The following is a 24,602-nucleotide window of genomic DNA, read 5'->3' on the forward strand; positions in this document are numbered from 1 at the left end:
CAGATGTTTGCCTCGCTTCCCTTTCCGAACCCCTCGTTGGCGTCCCGTCCGTTCCGTCTGGCGTCCCGTCTGGCGCCTCAGCGCCGCCGGTGAAGGGGTATCTACGGTTACTCGCTCAAACCCGCAAGCAGTTTTTTCGGGATTTTTGCAGAGAGGGGGAACTTTTCTTCCAACAGCTTGTTTTCTATGCGATTTTTTCAGCGGATTTCTTGTCGGGGGCTCTTCCCTGCCGTTCCTGCCCTCCCCGCAGGTGTGAATCAGCCCCCCTGAAGACGACTCGAGGCGGGAATCCGTGGGCAAATCACCCCTCAGCGGCGGTCGGATCGGGGGATTTCGGGAGATCAGCGGGCTTCTTCAGCCCGGGGAGCGTCCGACTCGGGGGCTTCGCCACCCAGAATCGTCTTCAGCAGCCGAAGCAGCCGGTCCTTCAGCCCTTCCATCACCGTATAGAGCGACGGAACGAACAACAGAGATAGAACCGTGGACAGAAGAAGCCCCCCGATCACGGCGATGGCCATGGGTGCGCGGATCTCGCCACCCTCCCCGTGGGCCAGGGCCGAAGGCACCATGCCGGCAGTCATCGCGATGGTGGTCATGATGATGGGACGCGCGCGCTTGTGTGCGGCGTCGACCATGGCCTCTGCCCGGGACATGCCGCCGTGCACCGCCTCCTGCGCGAACTCGACTAGCATGATGGCGTTCTTCGTCACGATCCCCATCAGCATCAGGAAACCGATCACCACCGAAAGCCCGATCCCTGCCCCATAGATGTAGAGGGCAAAGATCGCGCCCCCGACAGCAAGTGGAAGCGACAGCAGGATCGTCACCGGTGTCACGAAGCTGCGGAACAGCAGGACGAGGACCACATAGACCAGCAGGATGCCCGCCCCCATCGCCATGGCGAAGCCGGAGAAGATCTCTGCCATCGTTTCGACATCGCCCGCGGCCTGGATGCGCGCGCCTTCCGGCATGTCCTGCGCCTGCGGCAGGGATTCGATGGCCGCCGTCGCATCGCCGAGGAAAGCCCCGTCTGCCAGTGTCGCGCCGATGGCCACACGGTATTGACGGTCATAGCGTTCGATTGTGGCGGGTCCGTTGGCCAGACGCGCGCTGGCGACCGCGCCCAGCGGCACCATCTGTCCGTCGCTTGTCCGCAACCGGAGACCCGCCAGCCGGTCTAGGTCCTGACGCGCGGCCTCTTCCAGGCGAACACGAACCGGCACACGGTCGTCGCCGTCGTCGAAGCGCGCCAGGTTGGCGTCGGCATCGCCGACCGTGGCAATGCGCGCGGTCGTGGCGAGGGTGGTGGCGTCCACACCCATCTGCGTTGCCAGCTGCGGGCGCGGGATGATCTGAACCTCGGGCCGGGCCAGCGCGCTTTCGACGGCCACGCCGGTCAGTTGCGGCAGGCCGGACATGCCGCTGGCCAGATCGCGCGCCGCGGCCTGCGCGGTTTCGCGGTCGTCGGCGAGAATGTTGATCGACACATCGCGGACCCCTTCCTCGCCCAGCACGTAGATGCGCACGTCGGGGAGATCGGCGAGCCGGTCCCGGATGTCCTGCATGATCTCGGGCGCGCCGCGCTCCCGCTCGTCGCGGGGGCCGAAGTTCACGCGCACCGTCGCCTCGGTGTCCGAGGTCCCCTCGACGAAGACGCTCTCCATCTCCGGGATCTCGAGGATCAGCGACGTGATCCGGCGCGATATCTCTTCCACCTCGTCGATGTTCGCGCCGGGCGGCAGTTCGACCGTGACCGTCGCGCGACCGCCGTCCGCGGCCGGGACAAACTCTGTCGGCAGGAGAGTGGCAGAGAAGATCGACCCGGCAAAGATGGCGAGCCCAAGAACGAGGGTCACGGCACGGTTGTGAAGCGTCCAGCGCAGCACGTTCAGATACCGTCGCATGAGAAAGCCGTCCTCCGGCTCCGCGTGACCCTTGTCGCTGCGCATGAAATACGCTGCGAACAGCGGGGTGATGAGGCGCGCCACCAGAAGGGAGAAGAGCACGGCCACCGCCACCGTCAGCCCGAACTCGCGGAAGAACTTGCCCGCGATGCCCGGCATCACGCCCACCGGCGCAAAGACCGCGACGATGGTCAGGCTGATCGCGATGACCGTCATGCCGATTTCCTGCGCGGCCTCGTTCGCGGCATCGTAGGCGTTCCGGCCCATCTGGATGTGCCGCACGATGTTCTCGATCTCCACGATGGCGTCGTCGACGAGGATGCCGACCACCAGCGTGATTGCCAGAAGGGAGATGGTGTTCAGCGAGAACCCCAGCAGGTCCATCACGAAGAAGGTCGGGATGATCGACAGGGGCAGCGCCACCAGCGTGACAACCGTCGCCCGCCAGTCCCGCAGGAAGATCATCACCACGAGGATCGTCAGCGCCGCCCCTTCCAGAAGGGTGTTCAGCGCGGTCTCGTAGTTGCTTTCGGTGTAGGTGGTGGCGTCGTCGATCTCGGTGAAGGTGATGTCGGGGTACTCGCGCGACAGTTCGGCCAGTTTCTCCCGCGCGGCCTCGGCGGCCAAAAGATCGCTTGCACCGCTGGACCGGAATATGCCGAAGGCCACGACCGGACGGCCGTCCAGCAGGGCAAAGTTCTCCCGGTCGGAGGCCCCGTCGGCAATCGTGCCGATCTGGTCCAGCCGGATGGTGCCGCCGCTCGGCAGGGAGATGCGCGTCGCCCCAAGTTCCTCCAGCGTCTTCGCGGCACCCAGCGAACGGATGGCGACCTGTTGTCCGGCCAGGCGCCCTTCCCCGCCGCCCGCGTCCACGTTCTGCTGGCGCAGCTGGCCGTTCACGTCGCCAACGGTCAGACCGTGGGCCAGCAGCCTGTCCGGCGACAGCTCCACGTTGATCTCGCGCTCCGCGCCGCCGATCCGGTCAACGGAGGCCACGCCCGTGGCACCCTGGATCGTCGGCGCCACGACATCGTCCACGAAGGTGGACAGCCCCTCTATGCTGCGGTCCGACCCGGAGGCGGCATAGGTCAGGATCGCCCCGCCGATGACATCCAGACGCTGGACGATCGGCTCGCTCGCCGCATCGGGCATGTCGCCCCGCGCCGCGGCGACCGCATCGCGTACGTCGTTCACCGCCCGGTCAGTCTCGACGTTGATTTCGAATTCTATGGTGACGGAGGCTGTTCCGTCGCCCGCGACGGAGGTGATGTGCCGCACGCCCTGCAGGTCCACCAGTTCGTCTTCCAGCGGCGTGATGATCTGCGTCACGATCTCGGACGGGCCATTTCCCGGCAGACCGGAGGTGACAGTGACCACCGGAAGGTCGACGTTCGGCATGCGGGTGATCGGCAGCCGCATGAAGGACACGATGCCCAGCACGATCAGAACGAGGAAAAGCGCCACGGGCGGCACGGGATTGCGTATGGCCCAGGACGACATGTTCATGAGATCAGTCGCCCTGCCCTGTCACCGGCCGCACCCGGTCCCCGTCCGAGAAGAAGCCGGCGGCGCGTGCCAGCACGCGCTCCCCTTCTTCGAGGCCGCCCAGCACCTCGCGCAGGTTGCCCCAGATCAGCCCGGCAACGATCTCGCGCCGTTCGAGCGTGCCGTCCTTTTCCACCAGCACCGACGCGGTTGCGCCGTCATTGATGACGGCAGAGGCCGGGACGGCCAGCGATGTCCGCTCGGCGGTGATGATCCATCCGCCGACGAAAAGACCGGGACGCAGCCCTTCCTTCGATTCCGGCTCGATCTCGACCACCCCCAGGCGGGTCACGGGATCCACGGTCGGATCTATGTTCTGCACCGTTCCCTGGATCGCGCCGATCCCGGCGATCTGGAGTTCCGCACGGTCGCCCGGTTCGATCTGGCCCAGTTCGGTCTCCACCACTTCGGCTTCCACGTCGACCGCGCCGTCGCGCAGGATGCGGAAAATCGTCTGCCCGGTGGAGACGGTCGATCCGATCTGCGCATCGCGCGCCGTGACAATGCCGTCGACGGGGGCCGTGATCGTGGCATTCTCCAGATCCTCGGAGGCGAGGTCACGATTGATCTTCGCCTCTTCGATCTGCGACTGCGCGACGGTGATCCCGTCAGAGGATGCCGTCAGGGCCGACTGCGCCGCCGCCTGAGCGGCTATGGCATCGTCGAGAGAGGCCTGCGTTCCGGTGCCGCTGTCGCGCAGCCTTTGCGCACGGTCCAACACGGAATTCGCCTGATCGAGCTGCGCCTGATCGGCGGCCACCTGACTGCGGGCCTGCTCGAAGCTGGCCTCCGCCTGCGACAGCGCAAGCTCGCGCAATTGCAACTGGCGGCGCAGGACCCGTTCGTCGAGCCGGGCAAGCACGTCGCCGGTTTCGACCGCGTCCCCGATGTCCACCTCGAACTCTGCAATCCGGTGCCCGGACACTTCGGGATCGACCAGGACCTCGTTCCGGGCGACCACGTTCCCCGAAACAGGCACACGCTGCACGAAGGCGGCGGTCGTCACCTCGGCGACCGTGACCGCAGGCAGCGTCTGGGTGTCGTCCTGTGCAAGGGCGCACGTGGCCGACAGAGGCGTCACCGCGCAAAGCAGGGCGATGACCCGCATGCTCCTGGCAAGACTGCGCACGTGCATCGTTTCCCTTCATTCCCGACCGGAACCCGAAAGCCCCGGCACCCCGATCCACGGGGCATGACCGGAGCCTAGCCCCACATCCGGGGATTGCAATGTCCGGTATGATAATTCCGATTGTGCACATACGCCCCCGCCCGTTCCGGGAGCACCGGCCCCCTCCCGCCCGCACGGGGACAAGGAAATGGTTGCCACCGCGCCTCAGCCCACCGATACCCGGGAAGACACGCCATGCGCCGACCGGGACCATTCGGGCTTCCGGTGGCCCCACGAGGCGTTCGCACCATATGAAAGGTGCAGAGACAAAGGAGACCCGCGGATGAACGCAGCCACCGGCCAACCCTACCCCGTACACGCGACCATCGAGGGACCGCTCGTGCTTATCGGCCTCGGGTCTATCGGCAAGGGCGTCCTGCCTCTGATCGAACGGCACTTCGAATTCGACCCGGCGCGGCTGACCATCATCGATCCCGATCCCGAAGTGGCGACCTACCTCGAAGACCGCGATTACGCGCACGTGCAGGAGGCGCTGACGCCCGAGAACTACGACGAGATCCTGTCCGGCCTCTTCACCGAGCCGGGCGGTTTCTGCGTGAACCTCTCTGTCGACACGTCTTCGCTGGACCTGATGCGGACCTGCCGCCGTCTGGGCACTCTCTATATAGACACGGTGGTGGAACCCTGGCCCGGGCTCTACTTCGGCGATATCTCCAACGAGAAGCGCACGAACTACCGGCTGCGGCAGGCGGTGCGCGACATGAAGGCCTCCGATCCCGGCGGCACCACGGCGGTGAGCTGCTGCGGCGCCAACCCCGGCATGGTGAGCTGGTTCGTGAAGGAGGCGCTGCTGCAACTCGCCTCCGACCTCGGGCGCGATGCCACTGCTCCGGACGGGCGCGAAGGCTGGGCCAGGCTGATGCGCGACCTTGGCGTCAAGGGCGTCCATATCGCCGAACGCGACACGCAGGTCTGCACGGAACCGCGCCCCAAAGGCGTCTTCGTCAACACATGGTCGGTGGACGGCTTCATCTCCGAAGGGTTCCAGCCCGCCGAACTGGGCTGGGGCACGCACGAGGAGTGGATGCCGGAGGATGGCCACACCCACCTGTCCGGCTGCCAGTCCGCGATCTGGCTGAACCGGCCCGGAGCGACCACACGCGTTCGCACCTGGTGCCCGACCCTCGGCGCGCAGTTCGGCTTCCTCGTGACGCACAACGAGGCGATCTCGATCTCCGACTACTTCACTGTCGGCGCGCCGGATGCGCCTGAGTACCGCCCAACGTGCCACTACGCCTACCACCCCTGCGACGATGCCGTGCTGTCCCTGCACGAGACCTTCGGCTCGGGCGAGATCCAGACGGAGAAGCGTATCCTGCAGGTCGACGACATCGTGGACGGCATCGACGAGTTGGGCGTGCTGCTCTACGGCCATGAGAAGAATGCGCTCTGGTACGGCTCGCGCCTGTCGAACGAAGAGACGAAGACGCTGGCCCCCTACCAGAACGCCACGGGCATGCAGGTGTCGAGCGCGGTGCTGGCCGGAATGGTCTGGGCGCTGGAGAACCCGCAGGCCGGGATCGTCGAAGCCGAAGAGATGGACCACGCGCGCTGCCTCGAAATCCAGCGGCCCTACCTCGGCCCTGTCGAGGCGCACTATACCGACTGGACGCCGCTCGACACCGTGCCGGGCGCCTTCCCGGAGGACAGCGATCCGGACCACCCCTGGGCCTTCCGCAACGTGCTGGTGTCTTCCTGACCGCCGGCGCAACGTCGCGACGTCGATAAAGGCCCGGATCCGGCGGTCGTGCCGGATCCGGGCCTTTTGTTTGAAAGACGCAGCCGAAGGCTTCCCCTCGGATCCTGGCTCCGACGCGTGCCCCCGGTTTTAGCCTCTTTCCGGAGCGCCTTTGTGCCCCGTCCGATGCTGCACATTCGCTCATGACGGGGCCTGCCTGCTCCCCGACAACAAACAAACCACGTTTCCCTTCGCTTTCAATTTCCGTTCGGCAAAGGAAAAGCGGCCGGCGCTGGCTGCACCGGCCGCTGGTATCAATTCGGTTTGCCTCAGGACAGGCGGCGCGCCACCAGAAGCCCTGCCACGATGGCAAGCGCCCCGGGGACCATCAGGACAGGCGTCAGGGAAGCGTCGTGCGGATGCATGTGCACGCCTTCATGCGCCAGCGCAGGTGAGGCGGAGAGGGCAAGCAGCCCGAGCCAAAGGTGTTTCATGTGTCGATCTCCCGTTTCCGTTGCAAAAGGAAGTCCCTGATGTCGGTGACCGATTTCTCGTCCATCGACACGTAGACCAGGGACATGTTCGTGCGCTCCCGGACCATCTGGCCCGGAAACGGCAGGTAACTCAGTTCACGAGACCCGAAGGACGGCGAGGCCGTGCCCACCTGCCAGTCGGTCTTCAGTTCCACGTCCACCAACTTCAGCGCCTTGGCGCCGCCCGCGCCGGGGCGTTCGAACGGCACACCCGCCAGTTTGAGGTAACTGGTCTTGTCCTTGGCCTGCAGGAAGCCCTCGATGAACTGCACGGCAAGCACCTGAAGATCGGCGGCCTCGTCGTGGTCGTGCATGTGGGAGTGCAGGTGGTCGGTGTGCGGATGGTTGTGACCCGGCCCGTGGGTGTGGCCGTGGTCGTGATGGTGATGGTGGTGATGCCCATGCGGGCCGTGATCGTGTGGCATGGCGAGCCTCAGAAATGCGGATTGCGGTTGGACCAGCGCTTGCCCTCGAACTCGCCGTGCGGGATCGCGACCGGCTTGTCGATGTGCTGCTTGTGCGCGCCGAGCTTGCCGTTGGCGACCAGCCCGCCCAGCACATCCACGATCACCCGCGTTCCCATCAGGGCGGTGATGTCGGACGTGTCGTAGGGGGGCGAGACCTCCACCAACTCCATCGCGCAGATGCCTTCCGCGGCAATCCCTGACGCCAGCGCCAGCGCCTCACGCGGGAGGAAGCCGCCCGGCTCCGGCCAGCCGGTGCCCGGCACGAAGCCGCAGTCGATACTGTCGATGTCGAAGGACATATAGACCATGTCGACCCCGTCCCAAGCCATCTCCAGCGCCATCTCGATGGTCTTGTCGACGCCCATCTTCTCCATGTCTCCCATAGTGATGATGTTGGTCTGCCGCTCGCGGGCGACCTTCACCGCCTCGCGCGGGACCTGCCAGCCACCGATGCCGATCTGCACGAGGTTCTTAGCCGGCACGTTCGGCAGGTTGGTCGAATGGAACCACGGCGTCGTGTGCATCCGCTCGTCGAGGTCTTTCTCCTGGATGTCGGCGTGGCGGTCGAAGTGCACTATCCCGATCTTCTTCGATGTGCATTCCGCGATGCCCCGCACGCAGGGAAAGCCGATGGAATGGTCGCCGCCGATCATGATCGGCAGGGAGCCGGACGAGAACACGTGGCTGACCGCGCGGCTGATCTGGTCGAAGGACTTCTCGATGTTCGCCGGAATGGTGAACACGTCGCCCGCGTCGCAGAGCGTCATTTGCTCGCGCAGGTCAACGCCGATCTCATAGTTGTAGGGCGTATAGAGGGCAGAGATCTTGCGCACCCCCTGCGGGCCGAAGCGGGTGCCGGGCCGGTAGGTGGTGCCGCCGTCGAAAGGGATGCCCAGCACGGTCGCATCGTAATGCGCGACCTCCAGCACGTCCTCGGCATAGGGCGCCTTAAGGAAGGTGTTGATGCCCGCATAATGCGGCAACTCTCCCCGCGCGAAGGTGGGGATCGACTTGTCGTCGATGGAATCGGCGCCCGTCAGACCCATGCGCAGGGCCCAGCGGCGTTCCTCGTCCCAGCGGCCCTCGGGCAGCTCGCCCTCTTTCTGCATGGCCTTCCATCCGGCCAGCTTGGTCAGGTCCGGGTGGTGGTGCCTTTTCTCGCGTCCGGCAAGACGTCTGGACATTGCACGGGGATCGCGGGCGCGGGCCTCGGCGTGGTGAAGCTCAGAAAACATCTCTGTCTCCGTCTCTTACCCCTGTCAAAGGGGGGGCTCGTTCCGGGCCTTGGCGTCGTCCCGTGCAAGGGGCCCGGCGGCTTGCACGGTGGATCCGTCGTCCTCGTCGGAAAGCTGCGTCAGCCCGGAGAGCCACGGAATGCTGTCGAGCAGTTCCTGATGCGGCTCGTGCCCGTTCGAGGAATCGAGGTCATGGGTGATAGTGGCGCCGAAGCGCTGCGGCCGTTCGGGATCGCGGCGGACCTTGTCGAAGATCAGCACGCGGTCGCCCAGCTTGAACGCCTCTTCGATGTCGTGCGTGACCATGAAGACGGTCATGTTCGTCCGCTCGCGCAGCTCGGTCAGGAAGTCGTGCATCGACAGCCGCGTGCCCGGGTCGAGCGCGCCGAAGGGTTCGTCCAGCAAAAGGATGCGCGGCTCGGCGACCAGCGCCTGTCCGATGGCCAGGCGCTGCTGCATGCCCCCCGAAAGCGTCGCGGGATAATGGAGCGCCACATGCCCCAGCCCGATCCGGTCGAGCGTGAGCTGCGCCCTTTCCCGCGCCTCCTTCAGCCGCTTGCCGAAGAACCGCCCGAACGGCGTGCCGAAGCTTTCGGCGGCGACCACGTTGTCGCGCACGGTCAGGTGGGGAAAGACCGAATAGCGCTGGAAGACCACGCCTCTTTCGCGCCGGGGTTCCTGAGCGGGCGCGCCGCCCTCGATGCTGATCTCGCCCTTGGTGGGTTGTTCGTCCGCCAGCAGCATCCGCAGGAAGGTGGACTTTCCGCAGCCCGACGCCCCGATGATCGAGATGAATGCGCCCTTCTCGACCTCCACGTTGACCCGTTCGAGGATCGGACGGTCGCCGTATCGCTTCCAGACGTTCCTTGCGACGACGAAACTCACAGCCCTGCCTCCAGCCACGGGAAGGCCTTGCGCGAAAGCGTCCGCAATCCCCAGTCGATCAGGAAGGCCAGCAGCGTGATCCACGCCACGTAGGTCAGGATCACGTCCATGGCGAGGTAGCGCCGAACGAGGAAGATCCGGTAGCCCAGCCCCACGTCGGAGGCCACAGCCTCTGCCGCGATCAGGAACAGCCAGGCAGAGCCCAGCGAAAGCCGCACGTTGGCGATGAGCCTTGGGAGCACCTGCGGCAGGGCCACGCGCATGGCGATCACGAAGGTCGATGCCCCCAGCGTCTGCGCCTTCACAATCTGTTCGTGCGGGATGTCCAGCACCCTCTGCGACAGGTCCCGTGTCATGAAGGGCGTGATGCCGATGACGATCAGCACCACCTTCGAGGTCTCCCCAAGTCCGAAGACGATGAACAGGATCGGCAGAAGCGCCAGCGGCGGCACCATGGAGATCACGGCGACAAAGCCGGAGAACGTCCGCCGCACGTAGGGCAAGAGGCCGATCCCCATGCCGATCACCAGCGACAGGGTCGCGGCGATGGCCACACCGCCCAGCAATCGGATCAGCGACGCCCAGGTGTCCTTCCACAACAGGATCTCTCCGGTCCGCCTGTCCCCTTCGGTGAACAGCCGCACCGCCGTGTCCCCGATGGTCGAGGGCGCGGGCAGAAGCTTGTCCGCCGGGTTGGCCGTCAGCCGGATGTCCGATGCGACGGCATAGGCGATGATGACCAGCACGAACGGCAGCGCGCCGAGCGCAAAGGCCGTCGGGCGGGAGGGGATGCGGTTGATGAGCCTCATGGCGGTCAGGCCCCGGCGCAGGGTCCGGGGCCCATGTCCTTACAGTTCGCCGTCCGCGGCCATCTGCATGTAGGTCGTGTCGAATCGGAACTTAACGTTGTTCTCGTCCCCGGTCACCGAACCGTCGGGATAAGCGACACCGACGAAATCGGCCGATGGCGCGCCCTCGCCCAGGATGCCCTTGTCGAACAGGAATTCAGCCACGGCGGTCATCGTGCCGGGCAGCTCAGGGGACGAGGCCTGCGCCACGGCTTCGGCCGGATCATAGAACATCTCCGTCGCGGCAAGCTGCGCCATGTAACCTTCGAGATCGGTGCCCGACGCCTCTGCAAGCGCGGTCAGTACCTCTTCGTCGCCTGCGGCCATCAGGCCCATAAGCTCGTACCACGCGCCCGCGACCGCCTTGCCGAAGGCCGGGTTGTCGGCCAGCGTCTCGGTGTTGACCACCATGAGGTCGAGGATCTCGCCCGGGATCATGGAGCTGTCGAAGACCGAATTCGCCTTGTCGCCCGTGGCGAGGATCTCGGAGACCAGCGGGTTCCAGGTCACCACCACCTCCACGTGCGAGGTCGAATAGGCCGCGATCATGTCCGCGTCGGAGGTGTTGATGACCCCGTCGAGGTCCCGTTCCGACAGCCCGACGGTGTCCAGTCCGCGCGCCAGCAGATAGTGCGACACCGACAGCTCGACTAGGTTCACCGGCTTGCCCTTCAGATCGGCAAGCGTGCCCTCCCCCTTCAGGATCACCGCGTCGTTTCCGTTGGAATAGTCGCCCACGATCAGGGCCGTGGTGTCCACACCGCCGCCCGCCGGAATGGACAGCGTGTCCATGTTGGTCGCGGACACCCCGTCGAACTGGCCCGCGGTGTACTGGTTGATCGACTCGACGTAGTCGTTGATCTGCACGATCTCTACGTCGATCCCATACTTCTCGGCCCACTTGTCCATGATGCCGGAGGTCTCCAGATACCCCCACGGCATCCAGCCGACGTAGATCGACCAGGCGAGCTTGAACTCCGTCTTCTCCTCGGCCGCCAGTGGCATGGCCGTGCTCGACAGCAAGGCAGCAGAGAGCGCGGCAGCGGTCAGAATGGCTTTGGTCATAAGTCTTCCCCGTTGTGCGTCCCGCCGTTTTCAACGTGCGTTTCACCCCGCTGGCGGAACAAAGAGATCAGGCGCGGACGAAACCGACGCAGTGAAGTCTCCCGGGATTTTGGCCCGCCGTGTGCCCTGCGGGAGTTTGCCCGCCGGGTGGCATTTCTCGGACCGAACCCGCGTGTCGCGGTGGAACCCTAAACGCCCTGCCCCTTCATCAAGCGGTGCAGTTTCGTGCTGCCGCAACTGCTCCCTCATCGCGGCGGAGGCGTTCGCGCCATTCGCCCAATAATATGGCGAACAACGCGGCAATTTGCCCAAACACCGGGCAGTTACCATCTGGCAGGCTTTCAGCCCTGCGGCGACTCGGGCGTCCAATCCCGAACCGCCGCACATTACATGGGCACAGCCGCGCTTATGCGGACGTGCCGGCGACCGGACCCCGTCAGGTATTCAAGACTTTCCATGCCCACCGCCCCCTTCGCCGGTTCCGTTGGGTCCGGACATGTGCCAGACTGAAAAGAATTACTTTTACGCATTTGGGCGGTGACCCGACATGACCAGCAAAGCTGTTGAGGCAGGCCCAGCCCTGCCGCGACGCGCATTCGTCGCCGCGGCCTTGTCCGCAGTGGTCGCCGGAGGGGCCATCGCGCTCGGCATCATCGGGCAGACCACCATCGCGAAGACCGAGAGCTTCCGCTTCTCACGCGGCACGTCATTGGCTGACGGGGAAGAAGAGCGGCTGCGCGGCGTCCTGGCCTCTGCCCTGCCCGACGAGCGTATGCATGTCGTCATCGTCGGCCACACTGGCACGTCGGGCGACGCCGATGCCAACCTCGACCTGAGCGTGAAGCGCGCAGAGGTGGCCGCGCAGATGGCGCGGGCAATGGGTCTGCCGGACGACCGGCTGACGGTGACCGGGATCGGCGGGTCCGCCCCCCTGTCGCAGGAGGACGGCGAAAGCGACCGGGCGCACCAGTCGCGCATGGCACGGGTCGATGTAACCGTGCAGGTGCGCAGATGACACCGGGGCGCTCCCTGGGCCTTGCGGCCATCCTCGCCGCGGTGCTGGCAGCGGGGTTCGCGTGGTTCGTCAGGATGCCCCTGCCCTTTCCCGGCTTCTCCGCCGTCGCTGCCGCAGCCCTTGCCGCGCTTGCGACGCTTGCCATCGTGGCGTGGATGCCCGCCAGCTGGCTGTGGTCCGAGGCCGACCGCCTGCGCATGGCCTTCCGGGCGAGGCACGGCCTGTCCGACATGGCCGCAGAGCGCGCTCTCGATATGATCACCAAGGCCCACCAGCGGGCCGCCAACATGCGCGCCTCTGCCGCCGTCATGCGCGAGGACATCGCCGGTGAGGTCGACCGGCTGGCCGACCGGCTCGACGCCGCTGCGCGCGAGATCTTCTACAACCCCGACCGCCAGCGCGACCTCTCCGCGGTGCTCCTGCGCTCCGAACTGATCGAGGAAGCCGCCGCCGCCCACGCCGCGCTGCGCCGCCGCAAGCACACCTCGACCGAAGATCTGTCGCGAGAGAAGCTGCGTGCCGCCGTCGCCGCGATGAACGCCGCCTTTGACCAGACCGACCTTCTCGCCGCCCGCGGCCTTCTCGAAAACGTCGAGGTCGCGTCGGATGTGGCCGAGCGCCTGCTGACCCCGGCGCGCCACATGATGCCCGCGGACAAGGCTCCCACACCCCATTGAACCGGAGGTTTTCTTTCATGAACACATTTCCCTCTGCCTTCCTGACCGCCCTCCTCCTCTGCGGGCAGGCCGCGCTTGCCGCCCCCGGGGACCGGCTGGCCGAAACGGTCACCGATGGCGTCCGCGACTGCCCCTCGGGGTGGATCGAGGAGATGCCGCTGATCGCCTGGGGTGCCGATGGCGTGGTCGCCTATGCCAACGGCGCATCGCTTGAAAACGACGGCGGCATGCTGAGCGACGCGGGCCTGCCGCTGTCGCTGACCGTCGAGGACAGCTTTGAGGCGCAGCTCAAGGCCTACCTCGCCTGCGAAACACCGTACCTGCGCGGCACACTCGGGATGCTGGCCTCTGCCACCCCCGTGACGGAGTTCGACGCCCGGACCGAGCAGATCGTCTTTTTCAAGCACTCCTTCTCGGCCGGGGACGGCATCGTGGCCGGTGAGGGCATCGCGCGCATCCCCGACCTCAAGGGCAAGCGCATCGCCATCCAGGCCAACGGGCCGCATGTCGATTTCGTCGGGCGCATCCTCGCAGACGGCGGGCTGTCCTTCGAGGACGTGGAGATCGTCTGGGTCGCCGACCTGACCGGCGACGGCGACACGCCCGCCGCAGCCATGGCCGACGGACGCGCCGATGCCGCCGCCGTGATCCTGCCCGATGCGCGCTTCCTGACGTCCGGCGGCACTGTCGGCACCGGCGCCGAAGGCTCCGTCAAGGGCGCGACGATCCTGATCTCGACGCAAGAGGCCGCTTCGGTCATCGGGGACTACATCGCCGTGCGCGCCGACTACTTCGACGCCCATCGCGACGACATCGCCCGCATGGTCAACATCTTCTTCCGCGCCGAGGAAGAGATGCGCGCCTTCATGGCGCAGGACGGCAGCCCGCAGCAGGCGGAGATGGCCGACCTCATGGCCCGTGAATTCCTCGGTGGTCTGCCGCGCGAGGAAGGCGTCTTCCTCTGGCAGGACGCGATCACCGACGGCTGGGCCGGCAACGCCAAGCACTTCGGCGATCCCAACGAGGCGCGCCGCTTCGAGATCCTTCTGGGCGAGGTCAATGTCGCTCTGCGCGGCGCCGACAGGCTGGACGCGCCCGCCAACCTCGCCACCGCCGAATGGGACTATGCCGCCCTGACCGACGGGCTGACGAACCTCGACGAACGGCAAGTGGCCGCCTTCAACCCCGAGGCGGCCGCCGCGGCTGTGCAGAAGCTGCGCCGCACCGGGCAGCTCGACGCCAATACGAAGATCGACTTCGAGGTCTTCTTCGAACCCGACAGCACGACCTTCCCGATCGAACTTTACGCCTCCGACTTCGAGGAGATCCTGCGCCTCGCCTCCACCTACTCCGGCGCGATCATCACGGTCGAGGGGCACTCCGACCCGCTGCACTTTTTGCGGCGAGAACAGGACGGCGCTGACAACGCCGAGCTGCGCGCGATCCGCACCTCCACCCAGAACCTCTCGCTCGACCGGGCGATTGCGGTGGTGGATGCGCTGACCGAATACGCCTCTGACCTCGGGGTGAAGATGAACCGCGACCAGTTCACCGTGGACGGAGTCGGCATCGCCAGCCCCCGCCACAACCCGCCGAAGACCGAGGCCGAATGGCGCGAAAACATGCGCGTCGTGTTCCGCGTGCTGACCGTGCAGGCCGAAGCCACCACCTTTTCACCGCTGCAATGAGGGAGAGACGACATGAAAATCGCCAAGATCGCCGTTCCGGTCGCCATCGTCGCCATTGCGGCGGTCGTGATCTTTCGCAGCCAACCGGGGTTCGACTGGGCCTCCATCACCTATGATCCCGTGCCGCCCGACTGGACGGCCATCGCCGCCTGGCCGTCGCAGGAGGCAGAGTTGGTCGACGCCCTCCCGGACCCCAACCGCCGGATCACCGCCATCGTTCTGGATGACAGCGGCTCCATGGAAGCGGACATGGACGCCGCGAAGCAGGCTGTGATCGACGCGCTGAAGGCCATGCAGGACACCGACCGGGTTGCGGTCGTGGCGCTCAATGCCGGTGTCGTGCTGCCGTTCACCTTCGTTGGAGACGCGCGCCGGACCCTTCCCGCCGCCCTTGCCCCGATCCGCGACTCCGGCTCCACGCCGTTGACACGCGCGATCCTCGACACGCAGGCATTGCTGGAGGCCGAAGCCAGCACGGTCCGGGGCTTCGGCACATTCCGCATGATCGTGACCACCGACGGCGCCGCCGACGATGGCGAGGCGCTGCAAAAGGCCATCGAGGATCTTGCCGCCCGGACCCCCATCCAGCTGACGACCATCGGCATCGGCATTCGCGGCAACCACGTCCTGCGGCGCGCGGACCTCGGCAGCTTCGTCGATGTCGCCAACGTGGCCGCACTGGAAGGGGCGCTGCAGGCGGCGGTGGCCGAGAACGACAACTTCGCCGCCATCACCGAGTTCACGGACGGGGAGGGCTGACCTATGGGCCGCCGCATCGACCTGAACTGGGACGAATGGAACCCCGGACTCGACACGGATGAGATGACCATCGCCGGGGTGCTCGCCACCCTGCCCGCGGCCGAGCCCACGGACGTGCCGGAGATCATCCGCCGGTACGAGAACCCGGAAAGCCCGGAGGCCCTGCCCGGCGCCATCTCCCTGCCACGCCACGACTGCATCCATGTCCTGCTGGGACGTGGGCTGCATGTGCAGGACGAGGCATTTATCATCGGTGCCACGATGGGCGCCGCGTCGGACATCACCGACGCGGCTATCGACACGTTTATCCGCGTGTCGACGACGGAGTACCCGAAACACTGGCGGTTCGAGGAGGCGCATATCGCTTCCTTCCGGCTGGGTGTCGGTTTCTCCATCGACAACCTGCCGGGCCGCAACCTGCACCTGATCCCCTTCGAGCAGGAGCCGTGGCAGTCGATGACGGTGCGCGAGGCCCGCAAGACGCTCGGCATCGTGAAGGAGGAACTGCGCGCCTATTTCCGGATGGTGGAGATGTACGTGCCCGGCACCCGCGCCTCCCGTCGGCTCGACACCTCGGCCCACCGCAACGACGTGCGCATCGGCCATCGCGAGTCGGGGTGAGCACGGCGGGACATTTCGGGCCCTCGCTTCAACCGGCCATTGGCTCGGGTATGGGGATGCCGTCTGCAATATCTCTCAGGGGGCGAGGCATCCGCTCGGTGGCACCCGCCTGACCGCACATGACGACCTTCCAACTGACGGATGCCGTGCGCTGATACCAAGGACTGTCAGCCAGCACGCATGGCGGAAATTTGGGCGGCGGGGCAAGGCCCCCCGCCGCCCTCTTCGGCGATTTGACGGACTGCGCGGGCACTCACAACCCGGCAGCCAGACCAGCAATCCGCAAAATTCGGAAAACTGGTCCCGCGAACGCGTACACGGCACCGATGAAACCGCTTAATCCGGGCTTCAAAAGACGTGCCACGCCGAAGCAACTCAATACCGTTCAACAAGAACCGGTACGCACTGGCAAACCACAGCCACCCGCACCTCGGGACAAAGCCCCTTTGCGGCGCGCGCAGATATCATATCCCGTCGTCAGTCCACGCGACGGTAAAGACCATGTCCTCGCTCCCGACGCGCAGGCTGCCGCCGCCGAAGCCTCGTCTTGGACAAAGACGACCTCCAGCATGCCGTCATCCAAGATGATCATCAGCGTTGCGCTTGCCCCGACATCCGCAATGCTGCCGCCGGGCCGGCGCACGTAGGCCCCGAACGCGTTGTCGCAGCACGATCTCGCCGCCCGCGCGCGGCGTCGCGGCAAAGACCTTCTGCAGCTTCCCGTCGGAGCCGGGTGCCGTCGTGCAGAACGGGTCGATCGGGGCCGGCGGCACCAGATCCTCAGGACCCGACCGTCGCCGAGGTCGAACACGCGGGTATCTCCCGGACGCGGTGATCCGGTGACGTTGTGAAGCCCCTGCGTATCGCCGGAGGAGGTCGTGTCCTGCACTATGGGCATGGTAAATCCGTCTGCAAACAACTACGCGGCAACGACGAACAGGCCTGCTTCCTCAGCGGCGCAGCCTGCAAGATCAGGGGGAAGGACTGCTCGATCCTGCCGTGGCCGGACGGTTAACCATTTCAGGCCGGGCGCGCATCACCCTCAAGGGTGAAGAGCCGCCTTTATCCATCTTTTTCCGTAGCTTCGATCAGCTGCGCCAGGGCCTGAAGGACACGGTCCGCGTTCACCCACAACATGCTGCTGGCGCCCCCCTCGACGACATCGACAGGCCCGTGGCCATGGGCCTCTGCCCACTCCTGGACGAAGCCCACGCCCATCACCGGATCGGCGCTGCCGTGCAGCCAGCGGATCGGCACCTGGAGCGCCTCGTAATCGCCGCCCCAGTCCGCCATCGCGGCGCGCCCGTCCGTCACCATGTGGCGCGTGCCCTGAGTGATCATGTGGTGCACGCTCCGGCGGTAGAGGTCGAGGATCTCCGGCCGCTTCAGCGCCTCGATATCCGCGTCGGAACCGTGGAAAAACTTGTTCAGATAGGCGACGTGCCCGATCCGGTTGAACTGCGCGATGCCGATGCGCAGCAGCATCGCGAACATCGAAGGGGTGTAGCGCGCCGCGATGGCCGCCACCCGCGTCTGCAGGTTCATGTGCCGGACGTGCCGGGCGTCGTCGATGGGGATACCGGCGCTCACCATCAGCATCCCGCGACAGCGCGGCCCCAGCGCACGGGCAATGCGGCAGGCGTGGCTGACGCCGCCCTGGTGCGCAACGATCAGCATCGGTGCGCCACAGCGCGCCTCGACCAGCGCCAGCGCGTCGGACACGACCACGTCGTCATAGGCGCTCCAGTCGCGCGGGACCGAGGACTGCCCGAACCCGGGTCGCGACGGCGCCAGCACCTCCAGCCCCATGGACGTGAAACCTTCGATCAGCGGCGCGTTGAAATAGGGCCCGGTGATATAACCATGCACGAAGAGCACGGGCAGACCGCCGGCACGGCCGAACTGTCGATAGGCCAGGCGACGCCCCTCGCCCACGTCCAGCCGCAGGGCATCGGGCATGGCAGGGACAAGGGGGGCCGCCTCCGGCACGATGCCGGGTTCGGAAAATAGCGCCATCTGGTTCAGGATCGCGATCAGCTGCGGCATCCGGGCAAAACCGGTCTTGCCCAGGATCGCCTTCGCCTGGCTGCGTATGGTCTCCACGCTCCGGTCGCGCAGCTCGGCGATTTCCGCGTGGCTGCGGCCACGCAGGATTTCCAGCATGACCTCGGATTCCGACACCGATAGGCCGAAGGCCCCCTGGATCAGCGGCAGGCTGTCCTCGTCCCACGCCACACGCGCAATGGTCACCGCCAGCCCGCTGGAGGTTTCACCGCTGTCGGGGTCCACGTGCTGGTGTTGGGTGATACGCGCGACGACCCGCTCGCCGTCCTGCATCTCGAGCACGGCGGCATCGGTCTCCATCGGCAGGTTGCGTCGGGTGTCGGCCAGCACGCGGCGCAGATAGGCCGCCGTCTCGCCGGCAAGGCGCAGGTCGTCCAGTGCACAGGGGAACGTCAGGCCGAACAGCGAAGCCGCGTTGGAATTGCCGATACAGGTGCCTTTATGGTCGATGACCAGCGCCGCCAGCCGCTCCTTCACCAGCGCCGCGGGACGAGTGCGGGCTTCGGCTTCCTGCGCCTCAAGCATCTTCTGCAAACGATCCGAATGCGATTCGATGAGCGGATCGTGCAGGCCCTGCCGGACATGACGGGCAGGCGCCGGATCGGAGGCGGAGGCAAAGAGGTAAGCCGCCGCGCTGTCGATCACCTCGTCGAAGTTGCCGGGATCGAAGGGCGCTTCGTAGGCGGCATCGAGGAACTGCAACAGCTTGCTGCTGATATCGGGCGGCGTGGTATTGTCGTCTTTCATCGTACTCGCCAGGTCGTCACTTGCATCCCCGGGACCATGCGGCGTTGCCTGGCACATAGCAATATGCCGGGGGTTTGCATGGCCTTCGTCGTGGCCGGCAGACCGCGTATCCGATCGTGGGCAGGTGACAGGGTTCCCTCCCGCCTTACGAATTGTTGCCAGCGCCGCCCGGTCACAAAAGGGTCTGGCACCTTGTTCCCGCGCCGGAGTTCGGCACAAATGGTTCGCGGAGCAGGTCATGACCAACAGCGTTTCCGGAAGGACGCGAACACTGTGCAGGCAAAGCGCATCACCCGAAGACAGGCTATCGGCAGTTGCATGGCCTTTCCGTTGATTGGCCTGTCGTCCAGTGCCAGCGCCGCCCCGTCAGACGCCTGGGTCGCCTGGAAATCCCGTTTCCTTGGCGCAGACGGTCGTGTCACAGACGACATCGGCGGTGGCATCAGCCATTCGGAGGGACAGGGATACGGGCTTCTGCTGGCGCAGGCATTCGGCGATCGGGCCGCCTTCGAAGCGATCGAGGCATGGACGAAGGACAACCTGCTGGTCCGTGACGAGGCCTTGATGGCCTGGCGCTGGGAGCCCGGCGCCGCCGTCACCGACTGGCACACCGCGACGGACGGCGACCTCTTCCGGGCCTGGGCATTGTTGCGCGCCGCGCGCGATTCCGGCTGGCCGGTCGCCCTGCCCGACCGCATCGCCGCCGACATCGCGTCGCTGTGCCTTGCGCCCGATCCCCGCGCACCGGGGGAGCTGCTGCTGCTGCCCGGAGCCGAAACGCGGCGGGCGCCCGACCGCGTGCCGTTCAACCCGTCCTACATCATGAGCCGCGCCCTGAGGGAACTGGGCGAGGCGACAGGGCAGACCGACCTCCTGCGCGCCGCCGACCATGGCGAAACCGTTCTGCGCGAACTCGCCGCCGCCGGGTTCGTGCCGGACTGGATCGACGTGACCCAGGACGGCTTCGCGCCGCCCGCCGACCACGACCTGCGTGCCGGGTACGACGCGCTGCGCGTGCCGCTGTACCTCGTCTGGTCGGGGCGTCGCGATCATCCAGCGGTGACACGCGGGGCCGAGGCGCTCTCCCTTCCCGACGATCCCTCCGGCGTAGCCGTCAGGCGCGATGCCCAAGGCGAGCCGGTCGACCGCAGTGACCTGCCCGGCTATCGGTCGATCCTGTCTCTGACACGCTGCGAGGATGTGGTCGTCACGCCTCAGTCGATCAATTCACAACCATATTATCCGGCAACGCTTCACCTTTTTTCATTTCTCGCTGAACGTGAAAATGATTCTTGCTGAAGAACTCTTAGGTTGCGAACTTCGGAGTCTGCCGGCACCAAACCGAGGGACACCAACTCCATGCGTTTCACCCGACTGATCTTAGGCATCCTCGTCGTCCTCGCGGCTCTCTGGATCATCGTCGGAGAACAGATGGCCGGTGCCAGCGGTGACGCGGTGGTGAACGCACGGGTCGTCACCCTGCGCGCAGACACAGCCGGACGCATCGAAATGCCGAACCGGCTGCTCGGTTCGCACGTCGAGATCGGCGAAGGTATTGCCAGTGTCGACGACGCCCTCGTCGATGTCATTCGCCTGAACGACCTGCGCATGGAGCGCGCCTTCCTCGACGCAGAGGCGGGCCGGATCGAGGCGGATCTGGCGGAGTCCGGCGCCATTCTGGAAGGCCTGAAGACACGCGGCGAAACCTTCCACGCGCGCCGGCTGGAGGAGGTACGCACGCGGTTGTCGCATGCCCGTGCGCGCCTGGCCCTTCTGGAAGAGCGCGGTGCCGTCGATGCCGGGGAACAGCGCGTGGTCGACGCCGTCGACCCGGGTCAGGACCGCCTGCCTGCGGAACCCGTGCTCTTTGAACTGGCTCTGGATCATGCCCGCGAACGGGTCGAGGTGCTGGAGATCGCCCTCGCCGCGGCCGAAGCCGGCGTCTTCCTTGGCGACGGCTACAACGACGCGCCCAACTCCGAACAATATGCCGTCGTGCTCGAGGGTGAGATCGCCGGGCTGCAGGCCAGCCTCACTGAGACACGCCAGCGGGCAGAGGCGGTCGACGCCCGCATCGAACGCGAGGAGGTCCGCGTCAACACCCTGCGCGGCGGCCAGATCGAGTCGCCAGTGCGCGGACTGCTATGGACGGTGCTCCAGTCGGACGGTGTCACCGTGCAGCGCGGCGATCCGGTCATGACGCTGGTCGACTGTGCGTCGGTCATGGTCACCGTGCCGGTCAGCGAAAACGTCTACAACCGGCTGGAAATCGGGCAGGAAGCCCGGGTCCGCCTGAACGGGTCGAGCGAGGTTCTCGACGCGACCATCTCCCGCCTTGCGGGCAGCGGGGCCGCGACGGTCTACGAACACCTCGCCGTCGCCCCCAGCCAGCAGCACCTCGAGCGTTACGATGTCGCGCTGACCGTTCCGGCGCTGCGCGATGCCGGGAACGAGGGCTGCCTGATCGGCCGGACCGGGCGGGCCTTCTTTGACGAACGCCCGTTCGACTGGCTGCGCGGCTTCTGATGAGAGGCATGACCGGCTTCCCGTATCTCGGAGAGTTCTCGGCCAGCCTGATCGACGTGTCGCTGGTTGCGGGCATCGGGCTTCTCCTGCCCTTCGTCGTCGACCGGACCAAAACGCTCCACCGCGCTTTGCTGTTCTTCGTGGCCTTCCTTCTGGCCTTCCGTTACGCGTGGTGGCGCACGACAGAGACACTGGCCCCGGCTGGCTGGACCTTCGACATGGTGGCAAGCTGGTCGCTTTACGCGATCGAAATGGCCGCCCTGATAGGCAGCCTCAGCGCCTTCGTCATCATGTCGCGCCTGCGCCTGCGCGGCGCCGAGGCGGACAAGTTCGAAGGCTGGTGGGGAGACACCCCGCCGCGGGTCGCCATCCTCATCGCCACCTACAACGAGGATCTGGAGGTGCTGGAACGCACCATCGTCGGTGCGAAATCATTGCGCCACACCAACAAGCAGGTGCTGGTCCTCGATGACGGGCGGCGCGACTGGCTGCAGGATTTCTGCCGCCGGCAAGGCGTGCGCTACATCCGGCGCCACGACAACAAGGGGTCGAAGGCAGGCAACATCAACCACGCGCTGGCGGTCTTGGCACAGGACGCCGAGACGCCGGATTTCGTGGCCGTGCTCGACGCGGATTTCGTGCCGCACCGGGGGTTCCTGTCCCGCTGCCTCGCGCTGTTCCACGATCCGAAGGTCGGACTGGTCCAGACGCCGCAGCACTTCTTTAACGCCGACCCGATCCAGCACAATCTGGGCGTCAGCCGGTCATACCCCGACGAACAGCGCTTCTTCTTCGACCACATGCAGCCCGCACGGGACGGCTGGGGCATCGCCTTCTGCTGCGGCACCTCCTCCGTCGCCCGCTGGGACGCTGTCCAGTCCATCGGCGGATTTCCCACCGACAGCATCACCGAGGACTTCATGCTGACGCTGGCCCTGCAGGACGCGGGCTGGAGCACGGTCTACCTCGACGAGGCGCTGACCGAGGGTCTCGCCCCCGAGGGCCTGAAGGAATACGTCACCCAGCGGGCACGCTGGTGCCTTGGCCTGATGCAGATCGCCCGCTCGCGCCTCGGCCCCCTTGCCCGCAACAACCTGCGCCTGCGCGACCGCTGGAGCGTCGCGGACTCGGTATTCTACTGGTTCACGACCTTCCTGTTCCGGCTGGCGGCCATCGTCTACCCGCTGCTCTACTGGTTCTTCAACATCACCGTCGTGGACGCGAGCCTGCCGGACGTCGTGACCTATTTCGGTTGCTACTACCTTTGGATTCTCACGGTCCTGAACACCCTGAGCCGCGGCATGGTGGTGCCGATCCTCAACGATGTCAGCCAGTTGATCGGCGCCATCCCGATCAGCCGCGCGGCCATCGTCGGCTTGATCAAGCCCAAGGGCCACCCGTTCACCGTGACCGCCAAGGGCGGGGACCGGTCCCGCATCGTGGTCCAGTGGCGGCTGATGGCCCCCTTTGCAATCATGCTGGTGCTCACGGTGATCGGACTGTCGCTGGGCATGATCTGGGACAGCTTCGCCTTCAACGAGGCGGGTGACGGCAAGTGGGTCATCCTGTTCTGGACGCTCTACAACCTGCTGGTCCTGTCGGTCGCGGTTGTCGCCTGCATCGAGCTGCCCCGCCGCGAACGCCATGTCACCGACTCGCCCGAGAGGGCCGCGTTCGAGACGGATGGCGTCAGCCGCAAGGTCTGGCTCGTGTCGCTGACCGCCGACACAGTGCGAATCCGCGGGCGGGTCTACCCGCAGGGCACCTCGGGCTGGATCGACATCAAGGACGTGGGCCACGTGCCGGCTCAGGTCATCGCGAGTACTGTTGATGGCGCCCGGCTCCTGCTTCGCCCATCCGATGAACAGCGCGAGGCGTTGATCCTGCGCTTCTACGCCGAAGGGGCCGCCCCCGGCGTGGGGGGCGTGCGCACCGCCGCGCTGCTCGAGGACCTCGGGCGGCGGTTCTCGTTCAACTCACGTCCGCCGCGCTAGGCCGGTAATCCCTCTGCTCCTGGATCCGGGCCACCGCTGCGGACAACTGGGCGATCTCGCGGGTGTTGCCGCGTTCGGGCGGGAACTCCTCGTCGCCATTGGCGATCCGCGTCGCCGTCTGGGCCAGCGCCTCGATCGGCCGGACGAACAGGTACACGAAGATGGCCGTCAGCCCCGCCAGCAGCGAGATGGCCGACAGTACGACCGCGCCAATCGTCCCGAGGGCGTCCTGCATGGCAGGCGCGAAGGAGGCCGCCTCCAGCCGCCCGACCACGCGCCAGCCGAAGTTCGGCAGATCGTCGTACGTGACGCTGGGCACGAGGATGGAGAAGTAGTCCTTCCCGTCCGGCCACGTTTCCCGGTCGGAGGCGGCGACCCCCGCCTGTGCCGCCCGCATGATCGCCAGCCCGGAACTTCCGGGGTCGGCCTCCGTCGTCCAAAGCGACACGCTGCCGTCCGCCGCCACAAGGAACAGGTCGATGTTCAGCGTCTCGGCGGTTTCCGACAACTGGCGTTTCAGCCACGCGGCGTCGATGTGCATGCCCAGGACCCCCGTCACCTCGCCCGCCTCGTCACGGACCGGAAGGGCGAGGTCGATGAATCGCGGCACCTCGCCCTCCGCCGTTTCGGGCAGCAGGGACGCAAGCAGGACAGCCTCATGCACGTCCCCGGCAAAGCCGCCGCGCAGCCCGCCGCGGAACCAAGGGCGGGACGACACATCCTGCCCCACGAGCATATTTCCGGAGGCATAGCGCACGTTGCCCGCCGTATCGGCCAGCCCCAACCAGGAAATCCGCGAACCGTCGCCCTGAAGTCCGGCCATGAGCGCGGTGATCTCGTTGTCGGAGTGGGTGCCGATCAAGCTCGCCAGCTGCTGCAGGTCGTGCCAGTCGGAGTGCAGCGTGCGGGCGAGGTTTTCGGCCGCCGACTCGGTCCGCAGGCGCACCGCGTTGTCGAGCGCGGCGGTCGTCAACTGCTCCGACCGGCTCGATATCAGCAGCCAGATGAAGCCGGAGAGAATGACGCAGGTGACGGCAACGAAGCCGAACACCGCATGCGCCAGACTGATTTGCGAGATCGTTTGCCTGGGATCGACCAACAGTAACACTCCCTTGGAACAAGCGCATCGATTCAAGGTTTACGATAACTGTCAAACCACTGT

Annotated in this window: 19 protein-coding genes and 1 riboswitch; of the genes, 9 read left to right on the forward strand and 10 right to left on the reverse strand. The window is 66.2% G+C overall.

Annotated elements, in window-relative coordinates; genetic code table 11:
* Window positions 1–341: 341 nt before the first annotated feature.
* Both ACU0DV_RS26540 and ACU0DV_RS26545 read right to left on the reverse strand, forming a co-directional pair.
* A complete protein-coding gene (locus ACU0DV_RS26540) occupies window positions 342–3,410 on the reverse strand; it encodes an efflux RND transporter permease subunit (RefSeq protein WP_446240945.1) in 3,069 nt (1,022 codons plus the stop codon).
* A gap of 4 nt (window positions 3,411–3,414) precedes the next feature.
* Window positions 3,415–4,557: an efflux RND transporter periplasmic adaptor subunit gene (locus ACU0DV_RS26545; protein WP_446240946.1), complete on the reverse strand. Its 1,143-nt coding sequence runs from the start codon at window positions 4,555–4,557 to the stop codon at window positions 3,415–3,417.
* 343 nt (window positions 4,558–4,900) lie between these two features.
* On the opposite strand from ACU0DV_RS26545, the gene ACU0DV_RS26550 reads away from it, so the two are divergent.
* On the forward strand, window positions 4,901–6,337 hold the full coding sequence (locus tag ACU0DV_RS26550; RefSeq protein ID WP_100929971.1) for a homospermidine synthase: 1,437 nt from the start codon (window positions 4,901–4,903) through the stop codon (window positions 6,335–6,337).
* Window positions 6,338–6,645: 308 nt separating this feature from the next.
* Here the strand turns inward: ACU0DV_RS26550 and ACU0DV_RS26555 are convergent, their stop codons facing one another.
* From ACU0DV_RS26555 to ACU0DV_RS26580, 6 genes are read right to left on the reverse strand one after another with little or no spacing between them, the layout of a single operon-like run.
* Window positions 6,646–6,810 (reverse strand): hypothetical protein, encoded by a 165-nt coding sequence (locus tag ACU0DV_RS26555; RefSeq protein WP_446240947.1) that lies wholly within the window; start codon window positions 6,808–6,810, stop codon window positions 6,646–6,648.
* Window positions 6,807–7,274 (reverse strand): hypothetical protein, encoded by a 468-nt coding sequence (locus tag ACU0DV_RS26560; protein ID WP_100929969.1) that lies wholly within the window; start codon window positions 7,272–7,274, stop codon window positions 6,807–6,809. The genes ACU0DV_RS26555 and ACU0DV_RS26560 overlap by 4 nt, the downstream gene beginning before the upstream one ends.
* An 8-nt stretch (window positions 7,275–7,282) precedes the next feature.
* Window positions 7,283–8,551, reverse strand: a complete 1,269-nt coding sequence (locus tag ACU0DV_RS26565; RefSeq protein WP_254698189.1) for an agmatinase family protein — start codon at window positions 8,549–8,551, stop codon at window positions 7,283–7,285.
* 24 nt (window positions 8,552–8,575) lie between these two features.
* Entirely contained in the window at window positions 8,576–9,436 is an 861-nt protein-coding gene (locus tag ACU0DV_RS26570) for an ABC transporter ATP-binding protein (protein ID WP_446240948.1), read from the reverse strand.
* Window positions 9,433–10,245, reverse strand: a complete 813-nt coding sequence (locus ACU0DV_RS26575) for an ABC transporter permease (protein ID WP_100929967.1) — start codon at window positions 10,243–10,245, stop codon at window positions 9,433–9,435. The genes ACU0DV_RS26570 and ACU0DV_RS26575 overlap by 4 nt, the downstream gene beginning before the upstream one ends.
* Window positions 10,246–10,284: 39 nt before the next feature.
* Window positions 10,285–11,349, reverse strand: a complete 1,065-nt coding sequence (locus tag ACU0DV_RS26580) for a putative urea ABC transporter substrate-binding protein (RefSeq protein WP_446240949.1) — start codon at window positions 11,347–11,349, stop codon at window positions 10,285–10,287.
* Window positions 11,350–11,445: 96 nt separating this feature from the next.
* A riboswitch (guanidine-I (ykkC/yxkD leader) is annotated at window positions 11,446–11,552 on the reverse strand.
* 344 nt (window positions 11,553–11,896) lie between these two features.
* Here ACU0DV_RS26580 and ACU0DV_RS26585 point away from each other — a divergent pair.
* Genes ACU0DV_RS26585 through ACU0DV_RS26605 form a run of 5 tightly spaced genes read left to right on the forward strand, consistent with a single transcriptional unit; the run spans window position 11,897 to window position 16,109 of the window.
* Window positions 11,897–12,364 (forward strand): OmpA family protein, encoded by a 468-nt coding sequence (locus ACU0DV_RS26585; RefSeq protein WP_283980611.1) that lies wholly within the window; start codon window positions 11,897–11,899, stop codon window positions 12,362–12,364.
* The gene (locus ACU0DV_RS26590) at window positions 12,361–13,041 is read left to right on the forward strand and encodes a hypothetical protein (protein ID WP_446240950.1); all 681 of its coding nucleotides are present in this window, start codon (window positions 12,361–12,363) and stop codon (window positions 13,039–13,041) included. The genes ACU0DV_RS26585 and ACU0DV_RS26590 overlap by 4 nt, the downstream gene beginning before the upstream one ends.
* Window positions 13,042–13,058: 17 nt before the next feature.
* Window positions 13,059–14,729 (forward strand): ABC transporter substrate-binding protein, encoded by a 1,671-nt coding sequence (locus tag ACU0DV_RS26595; protein WP_446240951.1) that lies wholly within the window; start codon window positions 13,059–13,061, stop codon window positions 14,727–14,729.
* 12 nt (window positions 14,730–14,741) lie between these two features.
* Window positions 14,742–15,488 carry a VWA domain-containing protein gene (locus ACU0DV_RS26600; protein WP_446240952.1) on the forward strand — a complete coding sequence of 249 codons (747 nt, stop codon included), beginning with the start codon at window positions 14,742–14,744 and terminating at the stop codon, window positions 15,486–15,488.
* Between the two features lie 3 nt (window positions 15,489–15,491).
* Window positions 15,492–16,109, forward strand: coding sequence for a hypothetical protein (locus ACU0DV_RS26605; RefSeq protein ID WP_446240953.1), 618 nt, complete (start codon window positions 15,492–15,494; stop codon window positions 16,107–16,109).
* A 1,062-nt stretch (window positions 16,110–17,171) separates the two neighbouring features.
* Here ACU0DV_RS26605 and ACU0DV_RS26610 read toward each other — a convergent pair.
* Entirely contained in the window at window positions 17,172–18,920 is a 1,749-nt protein-coding gene (locus ACU0DV_RS26610; RefSeq protein WP_370313128.1) for an alpha/beta fold hydrolase, read from the reverse strand.
* A 318-nt stretch (window positions 18,921–19,238) separates the two neighbouring features.
* Here ACU0DV_RS26610 and ACU0DV_RS26615 point away from each other — a divergent pair, with 318 nt between their 5' ends.
* From ACU0DV_RS26615 to ACU0DV_RS26625, 3 genes are read left to right on the forward strand one after another with little or no spacing between them, the layout of a single operon-like run.
* Window positions 19,239–20,219 carry a glycosyl hydrolase family 8 gene (locus ACU0DV_RS26615; RefSeq protein WP_446273668.1) on the forward strand — a complete coding sequence of 327 codons (981 nt, stop codon included), beginning with the start codon at window positions 19,239–19,241 and terminating at the stop codon, window positions 20,217–20,219.
* A gap of 60 nt (window positions 20,220–20,279) precedes the next feature.
* Window positions 20,280–21,446 carry an HlyD family efflux transporter periplasmic adaptor subunit gene (locus tag ACU0DV_RS26620; protein WP_446240955.1) on the forward strand — a complete coding sequence of 389 codons (1,167 nt, stop codon included), beginning with the start codon at window positions 20,280–20,282 and terminating at the stop codon, window positions 21,444–21,446.
* 8 nt (window positions 21,447–21,454) lie between these two features.
* Window positions 21,455–23,440 (forward strand): glycosyltransferase, encoded by a 1,986-nt coding sequence (locus ACU0DV_RS26625; RefSeq protein ID WP_446240956.1) that lies wholly within the window; start codon window positions 21,455–21,457, stop codon window positions 23,438–23,440.
* Here the strand turns inward: ACU0DV_RS26625 and ACU0DV_RS26630 are convergent.
* Complete coding sequence (locus ACU0DV_RS26630; protein ID WP_446240957.1) at window positions 23,418–24,539, reverse strand: cache domain-containing protein; 1,122 nt, start codon at window positions 24,537–24,539, stop codon at window positions 23,418–23,420. The two genes, ACU0DV_RS26625 and ACU0DV_RS26630, sit on opposite strands and share 23 nt — an antisense overlap.
* Between the last annotated feature and the right edge of the window lie 63 nt (window positions 24,540–24,602).

The sequence above is a fragment of the Sagittula sp. genome (genome assembly GCF_052825245.1).

Coding starts and splice junctions, on each gene's coding strand:
- ACU0DV_RS26540 (WP_446240945.1), bottom strand. CDS start 3,410: ATGAACATGTCGTCCTGGGCCATACGCAATCCCGTGCCGCCCGTGGCG.
- ACU0DV_RS26545 (WP_446240946.1), bottom strand. CDS start 4,557: ATGCGGGTCATCGCCCTGCTTTGCGCGGTGACGCCTCTGTCGGCCACG.
- ACU0DV_RS26550 (WP_100929971.1), top strand. CDS start 4,901: ATGAACGCAGCCACCGGCCAACCCTACCCCGTACACGCGACCATCGAG.
- ACU0DV_RS26555 (WP_446240947.1), bottom strand. CDS start 6,810: ATGAAACACCTTTGGCTCGGGCTGCTTGCCCTCTCCGCCTCACCTGCG.
- ACU0DV_RS26560 (WP_100929969.1), bottom strand. CDS start 7,274: ATGCCACACGATCACGGCCCGCATGGGCATCACCACCATCACCATCAC.
- ACU0DV_RS26565 (WP_254698189.1), bottom strand. CDS start 8,551: ATGTTTTCTGAGCTTCACCACGCCGAGGCCCGCGCCCGCGATCCCCGT.
- ACU0DV_RS26575 (WP_100929967.1), bottom strand. CDS start 10,245: ATGAGGCTCATCAACCGCATCCCCTCCCGCCCGACGGCCTTTGCGCTC.
- ACU0DV_RS26580 (WP_446240949.1), bottom strand. CDS start 11,349: ATGACCAAAGCCATTCTGACCGCTGCCGCGCTCTCTGCTGCCTTGCTG.
- ACU0DV_RS26585 (WP_283980611.1), top strand. CDS start 11,897: ATGACCAGCAAAGCTGTTGAGGCAGGCCCAGCCCTGCCGCGACGCGCA.
- ACU0DV_RS26590 (WP_446240950.1), top strand. CDS start 12,361: ATGACACCGGGGCGCTCCCTGGGCCTTGCGGCCATCCTCGCCGCGGTG.
- ACU0DV_RS26595 (WP_446240951.1), top strand. CDS start 13,059: ATGAACACATTTCCCTCTGCCTTCCTGACCGCCCTCCTCCTCTGCGGG.
- ACU0DV_RS26600 (WP_446240952.1), top strand. CDS start 14,742: ATGAAAATCGCCAAGATCGCCGTTCCGGTCGCCATCGTCGCCATTGCG.
- ACU0DV_RS26605 (WP_446240953.1), top strand. CDS start 15,492: ATGGGCCGCCGCATCGACCTGAACTGGGACGAATGGAACCCCGGACTC.
- ACU0DV_RS26610 (WP_370313128.1), bottom strand. CDS start 18,920: ATGAAAGACGACAATACCACGCCGCCCGATATCAGCAGCAAGCTGTTG.
- ACU0DV_RS26615 (WP_446273668.1), top strand. CDS start 19,239: ATGGCCTTTCCGTTGATTGGCCTGTCGTCCAGTGCCAGCGCCGCCCCG.
- ACU0DV_RS26620 (WP_446240955.1), top strand. CDS start 20,280: ATGCGTTTCACCCGACTGATCTTAGGCATCCTCGTCGTCCTCGCGGCT.
- ACU0DV_RS26625 (WP_446240956.1), top strand. CDS start 21,455: ATGACCGGCTTCCCGTATCTCGGAGAGTTCTCGGCCAGCCTGATCGAC.